This is a genomic window from Dyella sp. EPa41, from assembly GCF_016586165.1.
In the GTDB taxonomy this organism is placed as follows: Bacteria; Pseudomonadota; Gammaproteobacteria; order Xanthomonadales; family Rhodanobacteraceae; genus Dyella.
The window spans coordinates 1-25,835 of sequence record NZ_BCPR01000035.1; the positions used below are offsets into that span (position 1 = coordinate 1).

Annotated in this window: 28 protein-coding genes and 1 tRNA gene; 15 read left to right on the forward strand and 14 right to left on the reverse strand. The window is 67.1% G+C overall.

From position 1 onward, the window contains the following. Positions 1-49 precede the first annotated feature (49 nt). The 5 genes from ggt to rsmD form a co-directional block, all read right to left on the reverse strand. On the reverse strand, positions 50-1,777 hold the full coding sequence (ggt, locus tag JMF82_RS12450) for a gamma-glutamyltransferase (RefSeq protein WP_201314889.1): 1,728 nt from the start codon (positions 1,775-1,777) through the stop codon (positions 50-52). Continuing rightward, positions 1,774-2,031: a YfhL family 4Fe-4S dicluster ferredoxin gene (locus tag JMF82_RS12455; protein WP_201314890.1), complete on the reverse strand. Its 258-nt coding sequence runs from the start codon at positions 2,029-2,031 to the stop codon at positions 1,774-1,776. The genes ggt and JMF82_RS12455 overlap by 4 nt, the downstream gene beginning before the upstream one ends. 210 nt (positions 2,032-2,241) lie before the next feature. Next, a complete protein-coding gene (locus JMF82_RS12460) occupies positions 2,242-2,733 on the reverse strand; it encodes a hypothetical protein (RefSeq protein WP_201314891.1) in 492 nt (163 codons plus the stop codon). A 343-nt stretch (positions 2,734-3,076) separates the two neighbouring features. Then, on the reverse strand, positions 3,077-3,580 hold the full coding sequence (gene coaD, locus JMF82_RS12465; RefSeq protein ID WP_201314892.1) for a pantetheine-phosphate adenylyltransferase: 504 nt from the start codon (positions 3,578-3,580) through the stop codon (positions 3,077-3,079). Positions 3,581-3,671: 91 nt separating this feature from the next. Continuing rightward, positions 3,672-4,241, reverse strand: a complete 570-nt coding sequence (rsmD, locus tag JMF82_RS12470; RefSeq protein WP_201314893.1) for a 16S rRNA (guanine(966)-N(2))-methyltransferase RsmD — start codon at positions 4,239-4,241, stop codon at positions 3,672-3,674. Between the two features lie 74 nt (positions 4,242-4,315). On the opposite strand from rsmD, the gene ftsY reads away from it, so the two are divergent. From ftsY to JMF82_RS12495, 5 genes are all read left to right on the forward strand, one after another. Further along, a complete protein-coding gene (gene ftsY / locus JMF82_RS12475) occupies positions 4,316-5,464 on the forward strand; it encodes a signal recognition particle-docking protein FtsY (protein WP_201314894.1) in 1,149 nt (382 codons plus the stop codon). 13 nt (positions 5,465-5,477) lie between these two features. Continuing rightward, a complete protein-coding gene (locus tag JMF82_RS12480) occupies positions 5,478-6,572 on the forward strand; it encodes an AsmA family protein (RefSeq protein ID WP_201314895.1) in 1,095 nt (364 codons plus the stop codon). Continuing rightward, positions 6,569-7,600, forward strand: a complete 1,032-nt coding sequence (gene mutY / locus JMF82_RS12485; protein WP_201314896.1) for an A/G-specific adenine glycosylase — start codon at positions 6,569-6,571, stop codon at positions 7,598-7,600. Before JMF82_RS12480 ends, mutY begins: the two co-directional genes overlap by 4 nt. Before the next feature lie 20 nt (positions 7,601-7,620). Then, positions 7,621-7,899: an oxidative damage protection protein gene (locus tag JMF82_RS12490; protein ID WP_201314897.1), complete on the forward strand. Its 279-nt coding sequence runs from the start codon at positions 7,621-7,623 to the stop codon at positions 7,897-7,899. A 66-nt stretch (positions 7,900-7,965) separates the two neighbouring features. After that, positions 7,966-8,041: transfer RNA gene (locus tag JMF82_RS12495), tRNA-Phe, on the forward strand. Positions 8,042-8,217: 176 nt separating this feature from the next. Here the strand turns inward: JMF82_RS12495 and JMF82_RS12500 are convergent. From JMF82_RS12500 to pdxH, 3 genes are read right to left on the reverse strand one after another with little or no spacing between them, the layout of a single operon-like run. Next, positions 8,218-9,042 (reverse strand): cobalamin-binding protein, encoded by an 825-nt coding sequence (locus JMF82_RS12500; RefSeq protein WP_201314898.1) that lies wholly within the window; start codon positions 9,040-9,042, stop codon positions 8,218-8,220. Positions 9,043-9,046: 4 nt separating this feature from the next. Further along, a complete protein-coding gene (locus JMF82_RS12505) occupies positions 9,047-9,484 on the reverse strand; it encodes a secondary thiamine-phosphate synthase enzyme YjbQ (protein WP_201314899.1) in 438 nt (145 codons plus the stop codon). Between the two features lie 28 nt (positions 9,485-9,512). Continuing rightward, entirely contained in the window at positions 9,513-10,100 is a 588-nt protein-coding gene (gene pdxH / locus JMF82_RS12510) for a pyridoxamine 5'-phosphate oxidase (protein WP_201314900.1), read from the reverse strand. A 41-nt stretch (positions 10,101-10,141) separates the two neighbouring features. On the opposite strand from pdxH, the gene JMF82_RS12515 reads away from it, so the two are divergent. After that, on the forward strand, positions 10,142-10,972 hold the full coding sequence (locus tag JMF82_RS12515; protein WP_201314901.1) for a kinase: 831 nt from the start codon (positions 10,142-10,144) through the stop codon (positions 10,970-10,972). On the opposite strand, the gene JMF82_RS12520 is transcribed toward JMF82_RS12515, so the two are convergent. Together JMF82_RS12520 and JMF82_RS12525 are read right to left on the reverse strand one after the other, a co-directional pair. After that, entirely contained in the window at positions 10,973-11,317 is a 345-nt protein-coding gene (locus JMF82_RS12520; RefSeq protein ID WP_201314902.1) for a YbjQ family protein, read from the reverse strand. Between the two features lie 83 nt (positions 11,318-11,400). Then, a complete protein-coding gene (locus JMF82_RS12525; protein ID WP_201314934.1) occupies positions 11,401-12,243 on the reverse strand; it encodes an NAD-dependent epimerase/dehydratase family protein in 843 nt (280 codons plus the stop codon). Positions 12,244-12,301: 58 nt separating this feature from the next. Between JMF82_RS12525 and JMF82_RS12530 the strand changes: the two genes are divergently transcribed. From JMF82_RS12530 to JMF82_RS12555, 6 genes are all read left to right on the forward strand, one after another. Next, entirely contained in the window at positions 12,302-12,841 is a 540-nt protein-coding gene (locus JMF82_RS12530) for a shikimate kinase (RefSeq protein WP_201314903.1), read from the forward strand. After that, entirely contained in the window at positions 12,838-13,941 is a 1,104-nt protein-coding gene (gene aroB, locus JMF82_RS12535) for a 3-dehydroquinate synthase (protein ID WP_201314904.1), read from the forward strand. The genes JMF82_RS12530 and aroB overlap by 4 nt, the downstream gene beginning before the upstream one ends. A gap of 410 nt (positions 13,942-14,351) precedes the next feature. After that, entirely contained in the window at positions 14,352-14,612 is a 261-nt protein-coding gene (locus JMF82_RS12540) for a WGR domain-containing protein (RefSeq protein ID WP_038615533.1), read from the forward strand. Position 14,613: 1 nt separating this feature from the next. Continuing rightward, entirely contained in the window at positions 14,614-15,684 is a 1,071-nt protein-coding gene (gene hemE, locus JMF82_RS12545; RefSeq protein ID WP_201314905.1) for a uroporphyrinogen decarboxylase, read from the forward strand. A gap of 10 nt (positions 15,685-15,694) precedes the next feature. Continuing rightward, complete coding sequence (locus JMF82_RS12550) at positions 15,695-16,048, forward strand: DUF3147 family protein (protein WP_201314906.1); 354 nt, start codon at positions 15,695-15,697, stop codon at positions 16,046-16,048. A gap of 104 nt (positions 16,049-16,152) precedes the next feature. Further along, positions 16,153-19,056: a valine--tRNA ligase gene (locus tag JMF82_RS12555; protein WP_201314907.1), complete on the forward strand. Its 2,904-nt coding sequence runs from the start codon at positions 16,153-16,155 to the stop codon at positions 19,054-19,056. A 675-nt stretch (positions 19,057-19,731) separates the two neighbouring features. Here JMF82_RS12555 and rimI read toward each other — a convergent pair. From rimI to JMF82_RS12570, 3 genes are read right to left on the reverse strand one after another with little or no spacing between them, the layout of a single operon-like run. Continuing rightward, the gene (gene rimI / locus JMF82_RS12560; RefSeq protein WP_201314908.1) at positions 19,732-20,205 is read right to left on the reverse strand and encodes a ribosomal protein S18-alanine N-acetyltransferase; all 474 of its coding nucleotides are present in this window, start codon (positions 20,203-20,205) and stop codon (positions 19,732-19,734) included. A gap of 6 nt (positions 20,206-20,211) precedes the next feature. Beyond that, entirely contained in the window at positions 20,212-20,697 is a 486-nt protein-coding gene (locus JMF82_RS12565) for a hypothetical protein (protein WP_201314909.1), read from the reverse strand. Between the two features lies 1 nt (position 20,698). After that, on the reverse strand, positions 20,699-21,475 hold the full coding sequence (locus JMF82_RS12570) for a phosphatidylcholine/phosphatidylserine synthase (protein WP_201314910.1): 777 nt from the start codon (positions 21,473-21,475) through the stop codon (positions 20,699-20,701). 109 nt (positions 21,476-21,584) lie between these two features. Here JMF82_RS12570 and JMF82_RS12575 point away from each other — a divergent pair, with 109 nt between their 5' ends. The 3 genes from JMF82_RS12575 (at position 21,585) to JMF82_RS12585 (ending at position 24,393) form a co-directional block, all read left to right on the forward strand. Continuing rightward, positions 21,585-22,016, forward strand: a complete 432-nt coding sequence (locus tag JMF82_RS12575) for a DUF4124 domain-containing protein (protein WP_201314911.1) — start codon at positions 21,585-21,587, stop codon at positions 22,014-22,016. Between the two features lie 89 nt (positions 22,017-22,105). Further along, positions 22,106-23,803, forward strand: coding sequence for a proline--tRNA ligase (locus JMF82_RS12580; RefSeq protein ID WP_201314912.1), 1,698 nt, complete (start codon positions 22,106-22,108; stop codon positions 23,801-23,803). A gap of 263 nt (positions 23,804-24,066) precedes the next feature. Then, on the forward strand, positions 24,067-24,393 hold the full coding sequence (locus JMF82_RS12585; protein WP_201314913.1) for an H-NS histone family protein: 327 nt from the start codon (positions 24,067-24,069) through the stop codon (positions 24,391-24,393). A 69-nt stretch (positions 24,394-24,462) separates the two neighbouring features. On the opposite strand, the gene JMF82_RS12590 is transcribed toward JMF82_RS12585, so the two are convergent. After that, a complete protein-coding gene (locus tag JMF82_RS12590) occupies positions 24,463-25,737 on the reverse strand; it encodes a threonine/serine exporter family protein (protein ID WP_201314914.1) in 1,275 nt (424 codons plus the stop codon). Positions 25,738-25,835 lie beyond the last annotated feature (98 nt).

A 25,835-nucleotide genomic window follows, 5' to 3' on the forward strand; every position in this document is an offset into this window, starting at 1 on the left:
CCGCCATCGAGCTGCTGCGAGTTGCCCGCGAGCGACCACGGCTCCATCGTTACTGCACCTTGCCCAGGCCCGACTCGCGGCGCGGATCGCTGGCCGCATCGAGCTTGTTGCTCTTGAGGTCCCAGGTCACCACGTTCATGAAGCCCCACGAGCTGCGCTCTTTCAACGTGTGCCCCATGCGGGTGAGGCCTTCGGCGGTGGCGGCGTCGAACGTACCCGACTCGACATCCACGCGATCTGGCATGTACTGGTGATGGAAACGCTTCTGTCCGGCGATGCCGGCAGCATCCTTGCCATCGACGAAGGCGAGGATGCCTTCCAGCACCTGCGTGATGATGGTGGAACCACCCGGCGAACCGATCACGCCCACGCGATCGGCGCCGAACACGATGCTCGGCGTCATCGAGGACAGCATGCGCTTGCCCGGGGCTGGCGCATTCGCGTCGCTGCCGAGCAGGCCGTAGACATTGGGCTTGTTGGGCACCAGCGCGAAGTCATCCATTTCGTCGTTGAGCAGCACGCCGGTGCCGGCCGCGACGAAGGTGGAACCCATCGTGTAGTTCACCGTCTGCGTGATGGAGGCGATATTGCCGTCCTTGTCGATGATCGAGAAATGCGTGGTGTGCATGCCCGGATCGGTGCCGGCGCTCATCGGCAGCATCGACGACGGCGTGGCCTTGTCCATCAGGATGGTCTGGCGCAGGCCTGCCGCGTAATAAGGCGACAGCAGCATGTCCATCGGGATCTTCACGAAGTCCGGATCGCCGAGGTAGTCGTTGTGATCGCGGAACGCGCGACGCATCGCTTCGATGACCAGGTGCGTGCGATGCACCGTATCGAGCTTGGCGAGGTCATAGCCGGAGAGGATGTTGAGGATCTCCGCCACGGCCACACCGCCGGACGAGGCCGGTGGCGCCGTCACCACGCGGTAGCCGCGGTAGTTCACCACGATCGGCGTGCGCTCCTTCACCTGGTAGCCTTCCAGATCCTTCGCGGTCCAGTTCCCGCCGGCGGCGCGCACGGCATCCACCAGCTTCTTGCCGACTTCCCCGCGATAGAACCCGTCGAAACCGTGTTCGCCCAGCAGCTCCAGCGTGCGTGCCTGGTCCGGGTCGCGCCATACCTCGCCCGCGACCGGCGGTTTGCCATCGGGCAAGTACTTGGAAGCGGACGCCGGCCAGCGGCGAATGTCTTCGGCGCGCTCGCTGATGGCATTGATCAGCCGGCCATCCGGCTTGAAGCCGTCGCGCGCGATGCGTACGGCCGGCGCCAGCGAGTCCTTCAGCGGCAACTTGCCGTAATGCGCCGCCAGCCAGGCAAGACCCGCGGCTTCGCCGGGAATGCCCGCGGACAGCGGCCCATTGAGCGCCGTGTCCCGGTTGGGCGTGCCGTCCTTGTTGAGATAGTCCTTGGCATTCACCGCGGCCGGCGCGGTTTCGCGCGCGTCGATGAACACCTCGCGGCCATCGGAAGCACGATGCAGCACGGCCATGAAGCCACCGCCAATGCCCGAGCTCTCCGGTTCGACCACCGAGAGCGTCGCGGCCACGGCGATCGCCGCATCGAATGCGTTGCCGCCCCTGGCCAGCACTTCGTGGCCCGCTTCGGTGGCGTGGAAATTGGCGCTCGCGATACCGGCATGTCCGGGGCGCTGCGCGATGACTTGCGCGGCAGGCGCCGCAGGTGAAGTAGCCGGGCGACTGTCGGCGGCGTAGGCCGCGCTGGTGGAAAGCAGCAGGCTCAGCAGCGCTACGCGCCAGTTGAACGGAGACGTCATGCGTTGTCCTTTGCCATCAGGTGTTGGTACTTCAGCATCAGCTGCTCGTTCGTCTCGGTGTGCCCGGGGTCGATGATGATGCATTCGACCGGACACACTTCCACGCACTGCGGCTGGTCATAGTGACCGATGCATTCGGTGCACAACGAGGGATCGATCACGTAGTACTCCTCGCCCAGCGAGATAGCCTTATTGGGACAGACCGGTTCGCAGACGTCGCAATTGACGCAGGTATCGAGGATTTTCAGGGACATTTGCCCAGTTTACATGGTGAAGCTGGCCGGTGCGCCGCAAGATTTCCCTGCAGGAGCGCACCCGGTGCGTGGCCGCGGAGTTTCGGCGTTGTCGCGCCGCAGGCTTTTCGCGCACCGGATGCGCTCCCGCAAAAGCCCGGCGGCCCCAAAAAGAAAGGCCCGCGGCAAGCATGCCGCGGGCCCTCGCGTTCGCTCCGGAAAAACCGGAACTTAGAAGTTCACGTAGCGGATGGTGGCGCCGGTCGGCTGCAGCGCGGCCGTCACCTTGTCCTTGTCGCCGGCATCGCCGATCACCAGCACGATCACGTCCTTGAAAGCGCCCGGCTTGGCGTCCTTGAACGCATCGGTCACGAACTCGGCGGTCTTGGCCGAATCCGGGCCGGCGAACACCAGCATGTTGCCCGGCAGCACGCCACGGGCCACCGTGTCCTGCACCTGCTCGAGCTGGCGCTGGCGCACCGCGTTGGCGTCGTCGCTGTCGCCAGCCGGCACCAGGTACGGGAACGGACGGTCAGCCGTCATGCCCTGCATGTTCTTCTGGACGATCTGGCCCAGGTAGGTGTTCCACGCCTTGCTGTCGTTCGGATCGGTCGGCTTGGAAACCGCCGCGACCTGTTCGGTCGGCTGCTGGGCTTCTTCCTGCTGGCTGCAGGCGGTGACGCCGGTGAGCGCGAGGGCGGCGAGGAGAGCGTACTTGTACATGATGGTCACCTTGGATGGTGGAATTCTTGGAATGGCGAATCCATTGGATGACGGGACCATCCGGCCGTCGTACGACGGAGCCGGTAACCGGGAGCCCGGGCGGGCCGTAGGCACCCCCTCGTTCCCCTGGTCCGCGGCGACGACTGTCCTGTCCGCAGGATGCCCGCGAGGATACACGACGATGGGCCGGGCCGACACCGCGGGGCGTGCTGCAGTGCGATGCACAACCATCGCGCTCTTGCAGCTGCGCACCCGGCGCGCGACCACAGGGTAGCGGCGTCACCGCGCCGTAGGCTTTTCGCGCACGGGGTGCGCTCCTACAGACACCCGGATAGGGCGCCGCTCAGCGCCAGCGCTGCCGCATCGCCTGCTGCACGGCCGGATGCACGAAGCCGGTGATATCGCCGCCCAGACGGCCAATCTCGCGCACCAGCGTGGAGGAGATGAAGCTGTACTGCTCCGCCGGCGTGAGGAACAGGGTCTCCGCCTGCGGGATCAGGTGGCGATTCATGCTCGCCAGCTGGAACTCGTATTCAAAGTCGGACACCGCGCGCAGGCCACGGATGATCACGCCCGCCCCCACTTCCTCCACGAAATGCGCCAGCAGGCCATCGAAACCGCGCACTTCCACGTTCTTGAGGTCGGCCAGGGCAAGCCGCGCCAGGGCGATGCGTTCGTTGAGGCTGAAGCCCGGCCCTTTGCCCTTGTTGGGGCTTTCGGCGACAGCCACGATGATCCGCTCGAACAGCGGCGCGGCGCGCGTCACCAGGTCCGAGTGACCGTTGGTGATGGGATCGAACGTGCCCGGATAGACGGCAAGACGCTTGTTGACCGGAGGCTTGTCCACGAGAAATCACTGGGGTGCAGGGGCGGCTAGCTTAGGCTCGTTCGCGCTCATCGCCTAGCCCGCGCACGACCTGGAAATCCATACGCCGCCGTCAGGTTGCGGCCGCCCGCCGATAGAGCGCATAGCGGACTTCTCCCGCCGAGCCCTCGCGATGAAGCGTCCATGCGGGAGGCAAGACCAGGCCGGCATGCTTCGGCGATTCCACGTAGATCCACGCGGCGGGCGTGAGCCAGCCGCCCTGCTCCAGCCTCTGGGCCAGCGGTGCCCACAGGTCCATGGCGAACGGCGGATCGAGGAACACCACGCCGAACGCCTGCGGCGTGCCCTGCAGGTAGGCCAAGGCGTCGGCGGTGGCCACCTGCCCGCCCGGCGCCTTCAGACGGGCGAGGTTGTCGCGCAAGGCCTGGGCTGCCCGCGCATCCCGCTCCACGAACTGCACGCCGCTCGCGCCACGGGAGATCGCCTCGACACCCAGCGCGCCGGTGCCGGCGCACAGGTCCAGGCAGCGCGCACCCGAAATCACCGGCGCCAGCCAGTTGAACAAGGTCTCGCGCACGCGCTCGGCAGTGGGCCGCAGTCCCGGCAGGTCGGGCACATCGAGACGGGAATTGCGCAGCTGGCCGCCGATGATGCGGATGCGTCCCGGGGCACGGCCCGTCATGGACGCCACTGCTCAGCGGTGAGTACGGGTGGGGGTGGTAGCATGCCGCCCATTGTCTTTGAATCGCCGCCGCAATGCTCAAGTTCTGGAAGAAGAAACCCGCCGAGACGCCACCGGGCCAGCCTGCCGCACCCGTGGCCGACGAGGCACCGGCCGAGGGTTTCGCGCACGACACGGATGCCGCTTCGCTGGACCAGGGCACGCCCGCGCTCGACGAGGCGCTGGCCGAGACCCCGCCCCGCCCCGGACTCCCCGCCGAGGATGAAGCCTTCGAGCTTGCCGCGATCGCCGAAACCGCCGTGCCGGCCAAGCGCAGCTGGCGCGAACGCCTGTCCGGCAGCGCCTTCGCCCGTGGCTTGTCCTCGCTGTTCGTCCGCCATCCCAAGCTCGACGACGACCTGCTGGACGAACTGGAAACCACGCTGATCACGGCCGACGTAGGCATCGAAGCCAGCACGACGCTGGTCGAGGACCTGCGCAAGCGCATGCACAAGCGCGAGTTCGCCGATGCGTCCGCACTGCTGGCCGCGCTGCGACAGGCGCTGATCGCCCTGCTGAAGCCCGTCGAGCAGCCACTCGACGTCACCGGCCACAAGCCGTTCGTGGTGCTTACCGTGGGCATCAACGGCGTCGGCAAGACCACCACCATCGGCAAGCTGGCGCGCCGCTATCGCGACGACGGCCGCCAGGTGATGCTTGCCGCGGGTGACACTTTCCGCGCCGCCGCGGTGGAACAGCTGAAGACCTGGGGCGCGCGCAACAACGTGCCGGTGATTTCCCAGGGCCAGGACGCCGATGCCGCCAGCGTGATCTTCGATGCGCTGCAGGCCGCGCGCTCGCGCAACGCCGACGTGCTCATCGCCGATACCGCCGGCCGCCTGCATACGCAAGGCGGCCTGATGGACGAGCTCGGCAAGATCGCCCGCGTGATGAAGAAGATCGACGCCGATGCGCCGCACGAAGTGCTCATGGTGATCGACGGCACGACCGGCCAGAACGCGGTGAGCCAGGTGCGCCAGTTCCGCCAGATCGTCGGCGTCACGGGCCTGGTCGTGACCAAGCTCGACGGCACCGCCAAGGGTGGCGTGGTGTTCGCGCTCGCCCGCGAATTCGGCCTCCCGATCCGTTATGTCGGCCTGGGTGAAACCGCTACCGACCTGCGGGTGTTCGACGCCGAGGCCTACGTCGATGGCCTCCTTCCCGCCAGCCTGGGTCAAGGCTGAGGGGGCCGGGCCGGTGCCGCGCTGGCTCCGAATCACCCTGCTGATCGCCAGCAGCGCCACGCTGGTGCTGGTGGCGGCGGCACTGATAGCCGTGCACTTCCTGCTGCAGCCCGAGCGCATCACTGCCGTGCTGCAATCGCAGGCCCGCGAGGCCGGACTGGAACTCAACCTGGCCAGCCCCGCCACGCCTGCGTTGTTTCCCCGTCCCGCGCTGGAGCTGCAGGGCATCACCCTGAGCGCGCAGGGCGCCAGCATGCCGATCCTGCTGGCGGCGCGCGGCACGCTCGCGCTGCCGTGGCGAACGCTGTTCCGCGGCGAAACGATCATCTCCCAGATGCAGATCGACTCGCCGCGCGTCGACCTGGACGCTTTGCAGTCATGGGCCTCCGGCATGCCATCGGGCCCGTCCACGCCGCCGGCGGAAATCCCACGCATCGACGCCGGCGTGCACATCACGCGCGGCAGCCTGGTGCGCGGCAACCAGATGCTGCTGGGCGACATGGAACTCGACGCCGGCAAACTCGCCGCGAATCAGCCGTTCCTGCTGACCATCGTCGCGAAAGACGCGCAAGGCACGCCCACGCAACTGCGCCTGTCGCTCACGCCGAGCATCAATCGCGGCGCGTTGCAGCTCGACAACATCGCCCTGCATCTGGCGCACAGCAGCACGGTGACCTTGCAGCTCAAGGGCAACGCCCGCTGGCGTGGCGCGGCCGATGCCTCGGCGCACCTCGAAGGCAAGCTCGATCACGCCAATTCCGGCGAGTACGCCACGTCGATCGAGTTGGCGCCGGCCAACGAAAGCAATCCGCTGATGCTCGGACTGAAGCTCGATGGCCCGGACAACCATGCCGACCTGCGGGTACCACCGCTCGCCCTCGCCGACTGGTGGTCACAACTCGACCACGACGAAGGTCCTCGTCTCGCCGTGCCTCCCGGCAACGGCCACGCCGAGATCGCCAGGATCGACACCGGCAACGTGAGCATCGAAGGCCTCACCATCCAGGCCGGCACCGACGTGCCCGCGCCCGCGGCCAGCAGCGCGCCTCCCGCGCAGCCGAATGTCGCCAAGCCCGCCAAACCCGCGACGAAGCGCAAATCGCCATGAATCCGTTCGCTGCCGCGCTGCTGGCCTGGTTCGACGACCACGGCCGCAAAGACCTGCCTTGGCAACATCCGCGGGACGCCTATCGCGTGTGGCTCTCCGAAGTGATGCTGCAGCAGACGCAGGTGGTGACGGTGATTCCGTACTTCCAGCGCTTCGTGGCATCGCTGCCCACGCTGCGCGATCTCGCCGCCGCCGACGAGGACACCGTGCTAGCGCTGTGGTCGGGTCTCGGCTACTACCGTCGCGCGCGCTTCCTGCAGCGTGCCGCGCAGATCTGCGTGGAGCAGCACGATGGCGAACTGCCGCGCGATTTCGACGCGTTGGCCGCCCTGCCCGGCATCGGCCGGTCCACGGCAGGCGCCATCCTTGCGCAAGCGCATGGGCTGCGCTTTCCCATTCTCGACGGCAACGTGAAGCGCGTGCTCACTCGCCACCTCGGCATCCACGGGCATCCCGGCCAGGGCGCCGTGGAAAAAGTGCTATGGCAACACGCCGATGCACTGACACCCGCGGAGCGCGTGGCTGATTACACGCAGGCCATCATGGACCTGGGCGCCACGCTCTGCGCGCGCACGCGTCCACAATGCGACGCCTGCCCACTTGCGACCGATTGCGTGGCGAAACGCGACAACCTCACCGCGCAACTGCCCAGCGCGAAGCCAAGCAAGGCAGTGCCCACGCGCGACACGGTGATGCTGATCCTGCGCGACACGCAGGGCCGCATCCTGCTGGAACGCCGCGGCCCGCAGGGCGTGTGGTCGGGCCTGTGGAGCCTGCCGGAGGCGGGCGACCACGACGGTGCCTGGCGCGCCGCGCAATCGCTCGCAAGCATCGACGACGCGCAGGCGCTGCCTACGTTCGTGCATGTGTTCAGCCACTATCGCCTGCAGGTCGAGCCATGGCTGTTCGACGAGGCGACAGCGCACCCGCGCATCGCGGATAATCCATCCCTGCGCTGGTGCAGCGTCGACGAACGCGCCGCCCTGGGCCTGCCCGCTCCCGTCCGCAGCCTGCTGCAGGACCTTTGAACCCACATGAGCCGCATCGCATGAGTCGTATCGTCCACTGCGCCAAGCTCGGCCGCGACGCCGAAGGCATGGATTTCGCACCCTGGCCCGGCCCGCTGGGCCAGCGCATCTACGCCGAGATTTCCAAGGAAGCGTGGCAGCAATGGCTGGCCCACCAGACCATGCTGCTCAACGAATACCGCCTCAATCCGCTTGACCCCAAGTCGCGCCAGTTCCTCACCGCCGAAATGGAGAAATTCCTGTTCGGCGGCGGCGCCGACAAGCCCCAGGGCTATGTCGCCCCCGACACGGAGTCTTGACGACGCGCCCAGCTTCCGATTTAATGCACGGCTCCACGCAGCATCTTCGATGCGCGTAGCCATTCTGGCCGGGTAGCTCAGTTGGTAGAGCAGGGGATTGAAAATCCCCGTGTCGGCGGTTCGATTCCGTCCCCGGCCACCATCGATTTCAGGGGCCTGCAGCGATGCAGGCCCTTTTCTTTTGCCCGTCACTCCGCTGTCCGTTCGCGTGGCTTCGCAACCTCGCCGGGCGGCAAGAGGCACCCCCCGCGGCGCGCAGCCTGGGATGGCACAAACGCCTACGCGCAGCGCCGGCAATGCGCGAACGCTCAACCGTGCCTATCTGCGCTGCCGCCTGTCCCACTCGGCGAAAATCCCGTGCATCGCCTCCAGGCCATCGAACAACGCCGCCGGCCCCGGCTGCAAAATGATCGGCGATTTGATCTCGTAGAGATCGCCGTGGCGCACGGCGGGAATCGCATCCCAACCTTCGCGCGCCGCCACCTTGTCAGGTCGGAAGCGCTTGCCGCACCACGAGCCCAGGATGATGTCCGGCGCCTGCTGCACGACCTCGCCCGGATCGGCGAGGATGCGGTGCTTCGCCAGCGACTCGCCCGACATCCGCGGGAACACGTCGTCGCCACCGGCGAGGCGAACCAACTCGGCCACCCATTGAATGCCGGTGATCAGGGGATCATCCCATTCCTCGAAGTAGACCTTCGGACGACGGGAAAATGCGGCGGCGGCCTTCTCGATCACGGCGATATGCCGCTCTGCCTGCCGTGCATAGACTTCGGCCTTCTCCGCCGCGCCCACCATGGCACCGAGCCTGCGGATGTAGCCGAGAATGCCGTCGACACTGCGATGGTTGCTGATCCACACCTCAACCCCGGCCTTGATCAGCTCGCGCGCGATATCGGCCTGGATGTCGGAAAACCCGACCACGAAATCCGGCTGCAGCTTGAGGATCTCGTCGATCTTCGCGCTGGTGAACGCGGAGACCTTGGGTTTCTCCTTGCGCGCCTTCGGTGGCCGCACGGTGAATCCGGAGATGCCCACGATGCGATCCTGCTCGCCGAGCGCATAGAGCACTTCGGTAGGTTCCTCTGTCAGGCAGACGATGCGTTTCGGATAACGGTCGATGGTCGGCACTACGTCAGTCACGCGTTCAATGTCCCAGCACCGTCACCACCACCTTGCGCTGGTGCGGATCGAGACGGTGCTCCCACAAGTAGATGCCTTGCCAGGTGCCCAGCTGCACCTTGCCCGCATGCACGGGCACCACCAGGCTCACGCCGGTGAGGATGGCGCGCACGTGGGAGGGCATGTCGTCGGGGCCTTCTTCGTCGTGACGGAAGATGGCGTCGCCATCGGGCACCGCCCGCGTGAACCAGCGTTCCAGGTCGTCGCGCACGGCGGGATCGGCATTCTCGCTGATCAGCAACGAGCAACTGGTGTGCAGGCTGAAGATGTTGGCGATGCCGGTGTGCACACCGCTGGCCGCCACCACTTCACCGATCTTGTCGGTGATCTCGGTGAAACCGCGGCCGCGCGTGTGCACGGTGAAGCCATTCTGGGCGACGTGATCGGCGGGCGTGGCACGCATGCTTCAGGCCTCCGGATGGCGGGTGGTTTCAGGGATACAGCAGGCGATGGGTCCAGGTCTGGCCGTGACGGCTCCAGCGCACGCGGTCGTGCAGCCGGAATTCCGCGCCATACCAGAACTCCACCATGTCAGGCTCGATCACGTAGCCACCCCAATGCGGCGGACGCGGCACGTCATGGCCTTCGAACTCCTTCTCGTAGCGGGCAAACCGCTGCTCGAAGGTGTCGCGGTCAGGCAAGGTCTGCGATTGCAGCGACGCCCACGCGCCGATCTGGCTCGCGCGCGGACGCGTCGCGAAGTAGGCATCGGACTCTTCATCCAGCAGCTTTCGCGCCGCACCTTCCACGCGAACCTGCACGCCCTGGCGAAGCTGTTTCCAGTGGAAGCACAGCGCGACCTGGTGGTGCGCATTGAGCTGCGTGCCCTTGTCGCTTTCGTAATTGGTGTAGAAGCGGAAGCCGCGCTCGTCGGCGCCCTTCAGCAGCACGATGCGCGAACTCACGCGCCCGGCCGCATCGACCGTGGCCAGGTTCATCGCCGTGGCATCGGGATCGCCTCCCGCCGCGGCCTCGTCCAACAGTTGCAGGAAGGTGTCAAGGATCTCTTGTTTCAACATGGGGTCTTGAATCGTGGCCGCCGCGCGCCATCATGGCCGGCATGTCTCCAGATGCTAGCACGCAGAATTCGACCTTGGCCGGGCACCTGCTCGACCAGTTTGCAGGTCGCATCGCCCGCTCCCGCCGGCCGTACCTGCTTGGCCTTTCCGGCCTGCAGGGCAGCGGCAAGAGCACCCTCGCCCGGGAAATGAAGGCGCAGGCCGAGGCCCGCGGCTGGCCCACCGAGGTGCTGTCGCTGGACGATTTCTACTATTCGCGCAGCGAGCGCGAGGTGCTGGCCCACCAGGTTCATCCCCTGCTGCGGACGCGCGGCGTGCCGGGCACGCACGAGATCGAGCTGCTGCTGTCACTGCTGGCGGCCATGCCGCAGGCCTCGGACAAGCTGCCGGTAAGCCATCCGCGCTTCGACAAGGGCCGGGACACGCGCATGCCGCCGTCGAAGTGGCCGAATGTGGCGCGGCCGCCGAAGCTGGTGATCCTGGAGGGCTGGGCCATCGGCCTGCGTCCGCAGACCCTGGCCGCGCTGGATGAGCCCGTCAACGCGCTGGAGCGCGACGAAGATCCCGACGGCGTCTGGCGCCACTGGGTGAACAAGCAGTTGCGCGCCTACCAACCGTTGTGGCGCAAGCTCGATGCCCTGATCGTGCTGCAGGCGCCAAACTGGGAAATCGTGCGCAAGTGGCGCAGCGAACAGGAGGAGGAGCTCCTCGCCCGCCACGCCCCCCTGGCCATGGACGCCGAGACCATGGTGCGTTTCCTCGCCCACTTCGAGCGGCTGAGCCGGCACGCGCTGGCGACCTTGCCGGACCTCGCCGATACCACGGTCGAGTACGACGACAACCGCCACGTCATCGCACTCAACCACAGCTGATCAGGCCAGCGGCTCCACCTGCACGGCCGTGCCGTACGCGAGCACTTCGGTGACGCCTTCGGCGACGTCGTTCGCGTCGTAGCGCATGGCGATCACCGCGTTGGCGCCGCGTTCGGCCGCATGGCGCATCATCAGTTCGAACGCCTCCTCGCGCGCCTTCTCGCACAGCTCGGTGTAGATCGAGATATTGCCGCCCACCAACGTCTGCAATGCGGCGCCAAAGTTGCCGATGACGCTGCGTGAACGCACCGTGATGCCGCGCACGATTCCCATCGGGCGAACCACGCGATAACCGGGAAGCTCGTTGCTGGTGCTGACCATGTGAAGCGGGATGTTGGCGGGCATGGGCATTCCTCCGTGGAAAGGATCATTGGCCGCATGGTCATCCGGCCGGGCGGCCGCTTCCAGTGCCGTTGCTCACGGCCCGGTCAGTCGCTGCCTTCGCCGCGCAACAGCGCGGCATAACCCCGCCGCGCATCCGGCCATTGCGGCACGAAGCCGCTGGCACGCAGTCGCGCGTTGCTGAGGCGTTTGCTGCCCACGCCGGCGGGCGCGGGGCCTTCATTCGGCAGGGAGGCGCCAAGCAGCGAAGCGAGGTGGTCGTACAGCACGTCCAGCGGCAATGGCGTGTCGTCGACGCCCAGGTAAAGCGGCTGCGGGTTTTCGATGGCCAGCAAGTGCGCAATCGCGGCCGCGGCATCGTCGACGTGGAAGCGGTTTGCCCAATGCGTCCGCTGCCGTGGCGCGCTCACGCCGCCGGCACGCAGGCGCTCGATCAGCTGCAGGCGGTCGGGTCCGTAGAGCCCCGCCAGGCGCAGCACCACGGAGGCGACCGGCTGCGTCGCCAGCCAGCGCTCCGCTTCCAGCAGCACTTCGCCATTGAATCCCGGCGGGTCGGCGGGCGTTTCTTCGTCCACCCACGCTTCGCCGTGCTCGCCGTATACCGCGGTGGAGGACACGAGCAGCACGCGTCGAAGCGCCGCGCCGCCGAGCGCATCGAGCAGATGGCGCAGGCCCTCCACGAACAACGCGCGATAGACCTGCGCATCCCGCGTGCCGGGCGCCGGCATATAGACGAGTTGCTCGATGTGCGTGGGCAAATCGCGCCATGTCTCCGGGCGCGTCAGGTCGCCCCGCAGCCACTGGATGCCGCCGGTGCCTTCGCTTGCACTGCGCCGCAGCGCCCAGACCTGGTCGCCCCGCGCCAAGAGGCGATGGGCTACGCGCATCCCGACGTCGCCGCAGCCGGCGATTAGTACCCGGGTGCTCATGCGGAACATCCCATGCTGCAGCGCAGCCATGCGCTTTCGCGCCTGTTAGCATTCACCCATGAATCCTTCGTGCAACCTGTTCATCGTCGGCCCGACCGGCGCCGGCAAGACGTCCATCGGACGTCGGCTGGCCGAGCATTATGGGCTGAACTTCCTCGATCTCGACCAGGAGATCGAGCGGCAGTGCGGTGTGCCGGTCAGCGCGGTGTTCGAAATCGAAGGCGAAGTGGGCTTCCGCCGCCGCGAAAGCGCGCTGCTGGACGAGTGCAGCCGGCAACGCGGCGTGCTCGTGGCCACCGGCGCCGGTGCGGTGCTCGATCCGGCCAACCGCCGCTTGCTGGCCGAGCGCGGCTTCGTGCTGTGGCTGCAGGCCACGCTGGAACAGCAACTCGAACGACTCGCCCACGACAAGCAGCGACCGCTGCTGGCCAGCGGCGACCGCGCGGAACGCCTCAGCACCATGGCGCAGGCACGCACGCCGCTGTACCGGGAAATCGCCGACCTGGTGATTCCGGGTGAACACGAACACGTCCACGCTGCCAGCGCGCGCAGCATTGTCCTGATCGACCAGCATTGGCAGCGCCAGCAGGCCGCATGAGCACACACGCCTCCTCCTCCCTCCGTACGATCGACGTCGCCCTGGGCACGCGTGGCTATCCGGTCTGGATCGGCCCCGGCCTGATCACCGACACGGCACGCTGGCGCGCGATGTTGCGCGGCCGGCACGCCCTGGTGATCAGCAATACCACGGTGGCGCCGCTCTACCTCGAGCGCGTTGCCGACGGGCTGGACGGACTGCAGTGGTCGCCCTTCCTGATCGACGACGGCGAAGCGCACAAGACGTTCGCCAACGTGGGGCGCGCGCTCGAGGCGCTGGCCCAGCTCGGCGCGACGCGTGATGCCTGCGTGGTGGCGCTCGGCGGCGGCGTGGTCGGCGACCTCGCGGGCTTCAGCGCCGCATGCTGGATGCGCGGTATCGATTTCATCCAGATGCCGACCACGCTGCTGTCGATGGTGGATTCTTCGGTCGGCGGCAAGACGGGCGTGAACCTGCCCGCGGGCAAGAACCTGGTCGGTGCGTTCCACCAGCCACGCGCCGTCGTGGCCGACATCGACACGCTTGCCACCTTGCCGGAGCGCGAATACCGCGCGGGTCTTGCCGAAGTAGTGAAAGGCGCAGCGATCGGTGATGCGGCTTTCTTTGCATGGCTTGAGCAACGCGCGGCGGCGCTGAATGCGCGCGAGACCGCGCCGCTGATCGAAGCCATCGCACGCAAGGTGCAATACAAGGCCGGCGTGGTGGCGCGCGACGAAACCGAACAGGGTGAACGTGCGCTGCTCAATCTCGGCCACACGTTCGGCCACGCGCTGGAAACCGCCGGCAAATACACCGTGCTGCTGCACGGCGAAGGCGTAGCGATCGGCATGCTGCTTGCCGCCAAGCTTTCCGAGCGCCTGGGCATGAGCGATGCCGGGGACACCGGACGCCTGCATCGCCTGCTCGAAACATTGCGGTTGCCCACGGCGATTCCCGCGGGCATGGATCCGGCGCAACTGCTCGCGCTCATGCGGCTGGACAAGAAGAACCTCGCCGGCACGCTGCGTCTGATCCTGTGGCGCGGCGTGGGTCGCGCAGAGATCGTCAGCGGCGTCGGCGAAGCCGATGTCATGGCCGTGCTGGAAGCGGCCACGCGCTGATCGCCAACGCCCCTTTTGCAGGAGCGCACCCTGTGCGCGACCGGGGAGTGGTGGCGGTACGCTCCGTAGGCTTTTCGCGCACTGGGTGCGCGACCGGGGAGTGACGGCGTTACCGCTCCGTAGGCTTTTCGCGCACTGGGTGCGCTCCTACAGCCAAGGAAAAGCCGCACGCAGGGAATGCCACGCGCCGCGCGTTCGTCCACCCTCCTTTGTAGGAGCGCACCCTGTGCGCGACCGCGGAGTGGCGGCGGTACCGCTCCGTAGGCTTTTCGCGCACTGGGTGCGCTCCTGCAGAGGGAAAAATCCGCGCGAATGGAACGCGGCGCATCGCCACGCTCGCCCCCGCGTGCCAAGCCTTCTAGAATGCGGGCTCCAAGGCCATTCGCCGTCCCTGCTCCGAATCGACCTCCATGCGCCTCTACCTGCAAGCCATGCCCGCCACCTCCGAGGCGCCGCGCTATGTCCAGATCGCGCTGGAACAAGACCTGCTGGGCGGATGGACGCTCTATCGCGAGTCGGGCGTGCAAGGTGGCAAGGCCACGCTCAAGCGTGAGCAGTTCCTCGAACGCGACGATGCGCTCGCCGCGTTCCAGAAGGCGCGCGACGCGCAGATCAAGCGCGGCTTCCGCGTGATGTTCAGCCAGGGCCTGGACGGCCCTTACGGATCCTGAGATGAGTGACACCCTGAAGAACGACCGCTTCCTGCGCGCCCTGCGCCGCGAAGCCACCGACACCACGCCCGTGTGGGTGATGCGCCAGGCCGGCCGTTACCTGCCGGAGTATCGCGCCACCCGCGCACGCGCCGGCAACTTCATGGGCCTGGCGCAGAACCCGGACATGGCCTGCGAAGTGACGCTGCAGCCGCTCGACCGGTTCGAGCTGGATGCGGCCATCCTGTTCTCCGACATCCTCACCATCCCCGACGCGATGGGCCTGGGGCTGAGCTTCGCCCAGGGCGAAGGTCCGCAGTTCGCGCACCCGGTGCGCAACAAGGCCGACATCGAACGCCTGGGCGTGCCGGACATGGAGACCGAGCTGCGCTACGTGATGGATGCGGTACGCCTGATCCGCCGCGAGCTGCACGGCCGCGTGCCGCTGATCGGCTTCTCCGGCAGCCCGTGGACGCTGGCCTGCTACATGGTGGAAGGCCAGGGTTCGCGCGATTTCGCGCGCCTCAAGGCCATGTGCTGGAACGAGCCGGCGCTTGCCCACCGGCTGCTCGACACGCTGGCCCGGTCCGTGGCGGCTTACCTGATCGCCCAGGCCACTGCCGGCGCGCAGGCGCTGATGGTGTTCGACACCTGGGGCGGCCTGCTCGGCCCCGCACCGTTCCGGGAATTCTCGCTGCGCTACATGGCGCAAGTGGTCGACGCGCTGAAAGCCGACGCCGCCAGCCGCGACCTGCCGGTGATCCTGTTTTCCAAGGGCGCGGGCCAGCACCTGGCCGCCATGGCCGACACCGGCTGCGCGGGCCTGGGCGTGGACTGGACCATCGACCTGGCCGATGCACGCCAGGCGGTGAACGGCCGCGTGGCGCTGCAGGGCAACCTGGACCCGGCCATCCTGCTCGCCAGTCCCGAGGTCATTCGCCGCGAAGTCCGGCGCGTGCTGGACAGCTACGGCAAGCACCCGGGCCACGTATTCAACCTGGGCCACGGCATCACCCCGGAAGTCGACCCTGAAAACGTGAAGGTGCTGGTCGACGAAGTCCACGCCTACAGCCGCCAGCTGCGCGGCAGCTGAGCACCCTCCCATGGCCTGGCTGCTGACCAAGTACCTGATCACCGCTGCCGTGGTGGTCGCGGTCTCCGAATTCGCCAGGCGCAGCGACCGCCTTGGAGGCTTCGTGGCCGCCCTGCCCCTGGTGACGGTGCTGGTACTGGTCTGGCTGCAGGTCGAGCACCAGCCGCCGGCCAAGATCGCCAACCACGCCTGGTACACGTTCTGGTACGTGGTGCCTACGCTGCCGATGTTCCTGGCCTTCCCGGCGCTGCTGCCGAGGCTGGGTTTCTGGCCCACCCTGCTGGCCTGCGTGGTGATCACGGTGGCCTGCTTCGGCCTGTTCGCGCTGCTGGTGCGGCGCTTCGGCATCGAATTGCTGCCCTGACCCGCTTTCGGGCGCTTTTGGCACCCCGGGGCCCCGCCCCGTACAATTGCCCTCTTTGCCTTTTTCCTCACGCGCCGGCCCCGGCGCGCAACCGCGAGCCCCCGATGGAAAAGAGTTTCGAGCCCGGCCAGATCGAATCGAAGTGGTATGCCGCCTGGGAAGCCAGCGGCGACTTCAAGCCGTCCGGCCAGGGCGAGCCGTACTGCATCCTGCTGCCGCCGCCGAACGTCACCGGCACCCTGCACATGGGCCATGCGTTCCAGCAGACCGTGATGGACATGCTGATCCGCTACCAGCGCATGCGCGGCATGAACACGCTGTGGCAGGTGGGCACCGACCACGCCGGCATCGCCACCCAGAAGATCGTCGAGAACCAGCTCGCCGTCGAGAACAAGACGCGCCATGACCTGGGCCGCGAAGCCTTCATCGGGCGCGTGTGGCAGTGGAAAGAGGAATCGGGCTCCACCATCACCCACCAGATGCGCCGCCTGGGCGTCGCCGCCGACTGGTCGCGCGAGCGCTTCACCATGGACCCGGGCCTGTCGGAGGCCGTGCGCAAGGTGTTCGTGGAGTGGTTCCGCGCGGGCCTGATCTATCGCGGCAACCGCCTGGTGAACTGGGACCCGGCGCTGGGCACTGCCGTCTCGGATCTTGAAGTGAACAATGTCGAGCGCGACGGCCACCTGTGGTCGATCCGCTACTACACCGTCGACGGCAAGGACAGCGTCGTGGTCGCCACCACGCGTCCGGAGACCATGCTCGGCGACGTCGCCGTGGCCGTGCATCCGGAAGACGAGCGCCACGCGCGCCTGATCGGCCAGAGGCTGCGCCTGCCGCTGACCGGCCGCGAGATTCCGGTCATCGCCGATGATTACGTCGACCGCGAGTTCGGCACGGGCTTCGTGAAGATCACCCCGGCGCACGACTTCAACGACTACGCCATCGGCCAGCGCCACGGCCTGGCACCGATCAACATCTTCACGCTCGACGCCAAGGTCAACGAGAACGCGCCGGAGAAGTACCGCGGCATGGACCGCTACGAGGCGCGCAAGGCCGTGCTGGCGGACCTGGAAGCCGAAGGCCTGCTGGTCGAGACCAAGCCGCACAAGCTGCAGGTGCCGGTGAGCCAGCGTTCCGACGCGGTGATCGAGCCGATGCTCACCGACCAGTGGTTCCTCGATCTCACCAGCGAGGTGCAGGCCGATGGGCGTCCGGGCGGCCGCAAGGCCATTACCGAGCCGGCGCTGGACGCGGTGCGTGGCGGCGACATCAAGTTCGTGCCCGAAAACTGGAGCACCACTTACACGCAGTGGCTGGACAACATCCAGGACTGGTGCATCAGCCGCCAGCTGTGGTGGGGCCACCGCATCCCGGCGTGGTACGACGAGGCCGGCAACATCTTCGTGGGTGAGGACGAGGCCGACGCGCGTGCGCACGCCACCATCGCGCCGGTCGGCGCGCTGCGCCAGGACGAGGACGTGCTCGACACCTGGTTCAGCTCCGCCTTGTGGCCGTTCTCCACCCTGGGCTGGCCGATGGATGGCCCGGTGAAGGACGAGCGCGGCAATGTCGTGGCGAACTGGCAGACCGACCAGGTGTTCCTGCCCAGCGCCGTGCTGGTCACGGGCTTCGACATCATCTTCTTCTGGGTCGCCCGCATGGTGATGGCGACCAAGTACTTCACCGGCCGCGTGCCGTTCAAGCACGTCTACATCAACGCCATCGTGCGTGATGCGGAAGGCCAGAAGATGTCCAAGTCCAAGGGCAACACGCTGGACCCGCTAGACCTGATCGACGGCATCGAGCTGGAGCCGCTGGTGGCCAAGTCCACCCGGTCGCTGCTGATCCCGCAGGTGCGCGAGAAGGTCGAGAAGCGCATCCGCAAGGATTACCCCAACGGCATCCCGGCCATCGGCACCGATGCACTGCGCTTCACCTTCGCCGCCCTGGCCAGCTACAGCCGCACCATCAACTTCGACATCAAGCGCGCCGAAGGCTACAAGGCGTTCTGCAACAAGCTGTGGAATGCGGCGCGCTTCGTGCTGATGAACCTTGATACCCCTCCCCTCTCGGGAGAAGGTGGCGCGAAGGCGCCGGATGAGGGCTCGGGCAGCGCGCAGACTGCCGCTTCGGCCGCTCCTCTCGCCCAGAGGGGCTCACAGCCGGTGACCGAAGCCGAGCGCTGGATTCTCACGCGCCTGAAGCAGACGCTCACCGACGTCGAACAGCACTTCGCCAGCTACCGCTTCGACCTGCTGGCGCAGGAGCTCTACGAGTTCACCTGGAACGAGTTCTGCGACTGGTTCCTGGAGCTGTCCAAGCCCGCCTTGAACGGCGACGACGCAGCCGCCGCGGCATCCACCCGCCAGACGCTGGCGGTGGTGCTGGAAACCATTCTGCGCGCGCTGCACCCGATCGTGCCGTTCATCAGCGAGGAGATCTGGCATTCGGTGGCGCCGAAGCTCGCCCTCGACGCGAAGTTCCTGCTGGAGCGTCCGTGGCCGCGTGCCGACGAGATCGTCGCCGACGAGGCCGCCACCGCCGAGATCGAGTGGTTCAAGAACGTGCTGAGCGGCATCCGCCGCATTCGCGCGGAAATGAACATCGCTCCGGGCAAGACCATCCCGCTGCTGCTCGCGGACGGCGACGCCACCGATCGCGCGCGCGCCGCCAAGTTCGCCGCGCAGATCAGCTTCCTCGCCCGCGTGGAAGCGCCGCAGTGGATCGAAACCGGCACGGACGAACCGGCCGCCGCGGCTGCGGTGGTGGGCTCGATGCGCGTGCTGATCCCGCTCGCCGGCCTGATCGATCTCGGTGCCGAGAAGGCCCGCCTGGGCAAGGAGATCAGCCGCATCGAAGTCGAGATCAAGAAGTGCGAAGGCAAGCTGGGCAACGCCAGTTTCGTAGCCAACGCGCCGGCGGAAGTCGTCGCACAGGAACGCCAACGCATCACCGACTGGACCACCCAGCTCACCGCCCTGCGCGAGCAGGCGCAGAAGCTGGGCTGATGACGCCACCGGGCGCCCTCGCAAGGCGCCCGCATTAGCCCCTCCTGTGGGAGCGCACCCTGTGCGCGACCGCCTTTCGTGGCGACGCCCACGATGCGTGGCGATGCGCCCAGATGGGTCCCATTTCACCAATGCCTGAACGACGCAGCGTTGCGGTCGCGCACTGGGTGCGCTCCTACAGAGAGAGGCTGTCGCTCGCGATGTGCCGCGCAGCGGCACGAGCCTTCGAATATCCCCTGTGTGGCGGTGAGGGGTGGACGAGCAGGCCCCGCAGGGGTGCCCGACAGGACGTCGGGCACTTTTCGTCCGGGCAGGAGCCCGGTCGAAAAGCCCGGCCGCCCCTCACGGACTGGCTGGGCGTAGCCCAGACAGCGCCACGCGGGGTGCCGTTCTCTTTGGTTACTTTCTCTTGGGCAAGCAAGAGAAAGTGACCCGGGCCGCGGCAGCGGCTCGGAAGCCCGCCGTCCCACGGGGACTCCCTTCGGTCGCAGGCGAGCCAGGTCGCGATAAGGAAGAATGCAACCGAAACATCGACAATCTTTGTCTATCGAAAGATGATCATGCAGAAAAGATGATCATGCGGACCGGCGCGAAAGGCGGTCGCGCACAGGGTGCGCTCCTACAAGGGAACGCCACGCAGAATGGACCGAGCCGGACAGTGGCAGTGTGCGGAGGCTACTGCCCCTCGACCAGATCCCGCGCCATCACGATGGCATCCTCGCGCCCGTCCTTGGCCGGGTAGTACTTGGGTCGCCGGCCGATTTCCTCGAAGCCCATGGCGCGATAAAGGTTCTGCGCCACCGGATTGGAGGGGCGCACTTCCAGGAAAACGCGGCCTGCGCCGTTCCAGCGCGCGATGTCCATCAAGCGCCGCAACAGAAAACGCCCGAGGCCAAGGCCTCGATAGTCCGGGCCAACGCACACGTTCAACACATGCGCCTCGCCAGCGGCCACGGACAGCACGCCATAGCCGGCAATCACCCCTTCCACCCACATCGTCCAGCTGGGATGGCCGGCCTTCAGGCAGTCGGTGAAGATGCCGGGCGTCCAGGGAAAATCATAGGACGCCGCCTCCATCGCAGCGACGATGGGTACGTCGTCGCGTCGCATGGCGCGGATCTCAGCATGGGGACGGGCCACCGCGACCATGAGCGATCACTCCGACGGTTGGGACAAGGCGCGCCGCAGGCTGCGCAAGGCGTTCCACAGGCGGCGCTTGCCGGCGCCCGACGACAATACGCCGCTTGGCTCGTCCGCGAGCACGATGTGCGCGCGACTCAGCGTGGCGGCCGGCAGCTCGCGTCCCAGCGCATGGGCCTGGGCCTCGCCGAACACCAGGTACGCGCGTGCCTGCGGTGCCCGCGGCAGTTGGCCATTGCTCACCTCGACGCGCGGCGCCCTCGCCAGCGCCGGGCCGCAGCTCATCAGCGCCCGGCCCACCAGGTCCAACTCGCGCGGCGAGCATCCCGCCGGCAGCACCACCACGCAATCCCCGGCGCCCATGGCCATGGCCGGCACGTCGTCGGCCGTGACGGCGGCGATCGCGGGTGAGGGTATGTGCCGCCGTGCCCACGGCGTGATGCCGAGCGCGCGCAGGACGCGTCCACGATGGGCCTGCGTGGCGTGTGCCGTCGCGGCCATGTCAGGCCACTCCGCGGCGGCGCCGGTGCGTGGCGCGCCCCCAAAGGGTCATCACCGGGCCGGACAGCAGGTAAAGCGTGAACACCACGAACAGCACGCGCGGCGGGTCGATGAAGAACGGCACCAGCACCAGCACGCCGACGATGATCCACAGGAAGGGCACGCGCCCGTCGCCGCCCATGGGCAGCGATTTGAAGCTGTAATAGCGGAAGCGGCTCACCATCAACAGCCCCACCACCAGGGCGAGCACCGGCGTGATGAAGCAGACCTCTTCGCCGATGATGCCGAACTTGTCCATGCTCCATACGAAGGACATGCACACGGCCGCCGCCGCGGGACTCGCCAGGCCCTGGAAATAGCGCTTGTCGATCACGCCCACCTGCGTGTTGAAGCGCGCCAGCCGCAGCGCGGCGCAGGCCGCATAGACGAAGGCAGCCGCCCAGCCGATCTTGCCCCAGGTCGGGCCGTAGGCCTTCAGCGTGGACAGCGACCAGGTGTACATCACCAGCGCGGGAGCCAGGCCGAAGCTGATCAGGTCGGACAGCGAGTCGTACTGCACGCCGAACTCGGTCTGCGTACCGGTGAGGCGGGCGACCCGGCCATCCATGCCGTCAAGCAGCGCCGCCACGAAAACGGCGATGGCCGCCGAGCTGAAGTCCCCGCCGATACTTGCCACGATCGCGTAAAAACCGGCGAACATCGCGCCGGTCGTGAACAGGTTCGGCAGCAGGTATATGCCCCGATGACGCGGGGGACGGACGGGTACGCTATCGCTCATGAATCAATCCGTGACGGAATGCGCGCAGTGTAAACCATCCTCCGCTTGAGTCCGGCCGTGGGGGGTGTTAACAAATGCGCACCTTCTGTCCGATACCCCGGAGTACCCGATGCGCCGCCTGCTGATCGCCACCGCACTGCTGCTTGCCGCGCCTCTGGTCGCCGCCCAGGCCTACAAGTGGACCGATGCCAACGGCACCGTGCACTACTCCGACGCGCCGCCACCGCAGGGAACGAAATACAGCAAGGTCACCACCACGGGCACCATCGAGCCGTTGGCCGAGCCGACGCCGTCCAAGCCCAACGAGACCACTTCGGAGTCCAAGCCGGCTCCCGCGCCGTCGTCGCTGCCCATGGTCGACACGCCGGAGAATCGCGCCAAGCTCTGTGCCAGCCTCAAGAGCAACCTCGAGGCGCTCAAGAGCAGCGGGCCGATCGTGATGCAGCAGAACGGCCAGCAGAAGCTGCTGGACGCCGATCAGCGCCAGGCGCAACAGTCCACCGCGCAGAGCCAGTACCAGCAGTACTGCTCGGGCAACTGAGCCTCCTGCAGGCCGGGCCCGTGCGCGGGCCCGGCCTGCGGCGCCGCGGATCGCTATAATCGGCCTCTTTCACCCGCCGGATCCGCCACATGCGCCTCAGCCAATTCCACTTGGCCACCGTCAAGGAAGTCCCTGCCGACGCCGAAATCGCCAGTCATCAGCTGATGCTGCGCGCCGGCATGATCCGCAAGCTCGCCGCCGGCCTCTATACGTGGTCGCCGCTGGGCCTGCGCGTGCTGCGCAAGGTGGAAAACGTGGTTCGCGAGGAAATGGACCGCGCCGGCGCCGTCGAACTGCTGATGCCGACCATCCAGCCGCAGGAGCTGTGGGAGGAAAGCGGCCGCTGGGCGAAGTTCGGCCCGCAGCTGCTGAAGATCAAGGATCGCAAGGAGCAGGAGTTCTGCTACGCACCCACGGCCGAGGAAGTGATCACCGACTTCGCGCGCAATGAGCTCAAGAGCTACAAGCAGCTGCCGGTCAACTTCTACCAGATCCAGACCAAGTTCCGCGACGAGATCCGTCCGCGCTTCGGCGTGATGCGCGCGCGCGAGTTCCTGATGAAGGACGCCTACTCCTTCCATCTTTCGCAGGATTCGCTGCAGCAGACGTACGACACGATGTATCGCGCGTACTCGAACATCTTCACGCGCCTGGGCCTGAAGTTCCGCGCGGTGCAGGCCGACACGGGCGCCATCGGCGGCAACGCCAGCCATGAGTTCCAGGTGCTGGCCGACTCCGGCGAAGACGCGCTGATCTTCTCCGACGGCTCCGACTATGCGGCCAATATCGAAAAGGCCGAAGCGCTGGCGCCCACCGCCGAACGTCCCGCGCCGTCCGCCGGGCTCACGCGCGTGGACACGCCCACGCAGAAGACCATCGACGAGGTGGCCGCCTTCCTCAAGGTCAGCCCCGGGCAGTGCATCAAGACCATTCTCGTGCGCGGCAGCAAGGGCCTGGTGGCCCTGTGCGTGCGCGGCGACCACGAGGTCAATGAAGTGAAGGCCGGCAAGCTGGCCGAAATGCCGGGCGAATCGGTGCTCGCCACCGAGGAAGAGATACTTGCCGTGACCGGCGCCCGCCCCGGCTTCATCGGCCCCGTGGGCCTGCCGGCGGAGATTCCCGTGATCGTCGACCGCAGCGCGGCGGTGCTGGCCGACTTCGTCTGCGGCGGCAACCAGGACGGCACCCACTACACCGGCGCCAACTGGGACCGCGACGCCCGCGTGACCCGCGTGGAGGACATCCGCAAGGTGGTGGCCGGCGACGCGTCGCCCGACGGCAAGGGCACGCTGCAGATCGCGCGCGGCATCGAGGTCGGCCACGTATTCCAGCTCGGCAACAAGTACGCCGAAGCGCTCAAGGCCACCGTGCTCGATGAGAACGGCAAGGCGCAGGTGATGCTGATGGGCTGCTACGGCATCGGCGTCAGCCGCATCGTGGCCGCCGCCATCGAGCAGCGCCACGACGACGCCGGCATCATCTGGCCCGAGCCCATGGCGCCGTGGCGCGCGGCGGTGTGCGTGATCAATCCCAAGAACTCGCCGGAGATCGCCCAGGCAGCCGAAACGCTGTATCGCGAGCTGCAGCAGCGGGGCGTCGACGTGGTACTGGACGACCGCGGGCTGCGCCCGGGCGCCATGTTCGCGGACATGGAACTGATCGGCGTCCCGCATCGCGTGGTGGTCAGCGAGCGCGGCCTGGCGGCCGGCACGCTGGAATACCGTGCCCGCGACGAAGCCGAAGCCCGCGCCATCACCCAGGACGAGCTGTTCGCTCTTTTGGCCTGACGCGTTCCGACGCGCCCGGCAAAACGGCCGCGAAAGCGGCCGTTTTGCGTTTCCGGACCACTGCCGGATTAATCCGGCATGGGCGGCAATAGGCCATTAAGGAGGCTCTGATTTATCCCCTCTATTGGCTGCCGGTTAATGATCGATAATGCCGCGCCTTTGCAAAACGTCGCAATTATCGGTAAGAATCGAAGAATTCTTATGAATGCGCTGCCTTATATCGCGGCGCCATGCATTAGCCGCACCCACCCCGGGAGTTACCCATGGCAGTTGACATCAAGAATCTCAATCACAACCAGCTCAATGACCTGATCACGAAGGCGCAGTCGCGCCAGCAGGAGCTGCGCAAGGAAAAAGTGGCGAAGCTGCGCGACAAGATCCATGCGCTGATCAAGGCCGAGGGATTTTCGTTCGAGGACGTCTTTGGCCAGGGTCGTGGCGGCAAGGGCCGTCGCGCGGGCGGCACCGTGGCGCCGAAATACCGCAATCCGGCCGATCCCGAGCAGACCTGGTCGGGCCGCGGCAAGCGTCCGCGCTGGTTCAACGATGCCTTGAAGGCAGGCAAGAAGGAAAAGGACCTGGCGATCTGATCGCCATCCCTTTCATGCCGCGCGAAGAAAACGCCGCGCATTTGCCGGCGTTTCTCTTTTGATAATCCGTTACAGCGACCGGCGCGGCGCAATCAGCAAATCGCCGAACAGCAATCCCGCGACCAGGGCAATAAGCAGGGTAATCAGCAGCATGCCGCTATCCATGCCGAGCGTGGTATCGCGTTCCAGCAAATAGGAAACGCTGCGGAAACCCACGCTTCCCGGCACCAGCAGGATAATGCCGGGCTCACGGATGATGGCGCCCGGGCGATGCACGAAGCGCGCATACAGATTGGCCAGGCTGCTGAGCGCCAGGCCGCCAAGGAAAACACCGAATGGCGCGGCCGGCAGCTTGCCCGCCAAGGCGCCGCCCCAGCGCGTGGCGAGATAACCGGCCACCACCGCCGCCATCACCACCAGCCAGTCGCGCCGTGCCGCGCGAAAGGACACGGCAAAGGCGAACGCGCCCACCAGCAAGGCCGGGTAATCGGTCCACGGCGGCAAGGGCGTCAGCGCGTAATCACGCCCTTCGATGCCAAAGGCATTGCACAGCTGCGTCGCGGCGACCGTGCCGAAGGTGAGCTTGATCAGCGTGGCGATGGCGCCCCCCATGCGCGCCACGCCCGCCACGAGATGCTGGCTGGATATCTCGCGCACCGCCGTGGTAAGCGACATGCCGGGCATCAGCACGATGAGGCCGGCCAGGATCACCGACTTGATCGCCAGCGGCACCACGAACTGGCTGACCACGATCGCGATGACGGTGGCGACCAGGGCGCTGATCGCCTCGCTGGCCACGGCCAGGCGCGGGCGCGTGGCGGACAACACGGTGATGGTCCCGATGATGAGTCCGATCAGCGCCGCCGTGAGCAGGTCGGCCCACGAGCTGTGCAGCAGCAGCGCCACCACGCTCGCCGCGGCGAGGCCATAGCTGGCGATCACGCCGGCCTGCTCGCGGCGGGTGTCCGGCCGGCCAAGCTCACGCAGGCGCCGAAAGCCCTCACGCAATTCGATATCGCCGGCGATCACCTTGTCCGCGATGGCATCGGCCTCGCTGAGGCGCGCCAGGTTCACGTCGCCCGGCGCCAGTCGCATCACCTGGGTGACCTGGGCGACGTCGTCCTCGCCCTGGTCCAGGTCGGTGAAGGAAATGATGATCGCGGTGGGACTGGACCACACGTCCGCCAACAGGCCCAGCCGCTGCGCCGCGCCGCCGATGGCGCCCTCCAGGCGCGGCGCGGCCGTGCCGTACTGGTGCAGGCGGCGCGCCAGCTCCAGCAGGAAGGCGATACGGGTATTGAGCGGCGCGGTAGCCAGGGGCGTGACGACCACTGGGTGATTCATCGCGCGCGGGCCCTTTCCGGGATCGCGAAGGGCGGCAAGACAGCGAAACGGGAGGGGTCCATGGGCATGCCGCTAGTAGACCTGATTTGGATGGCCAT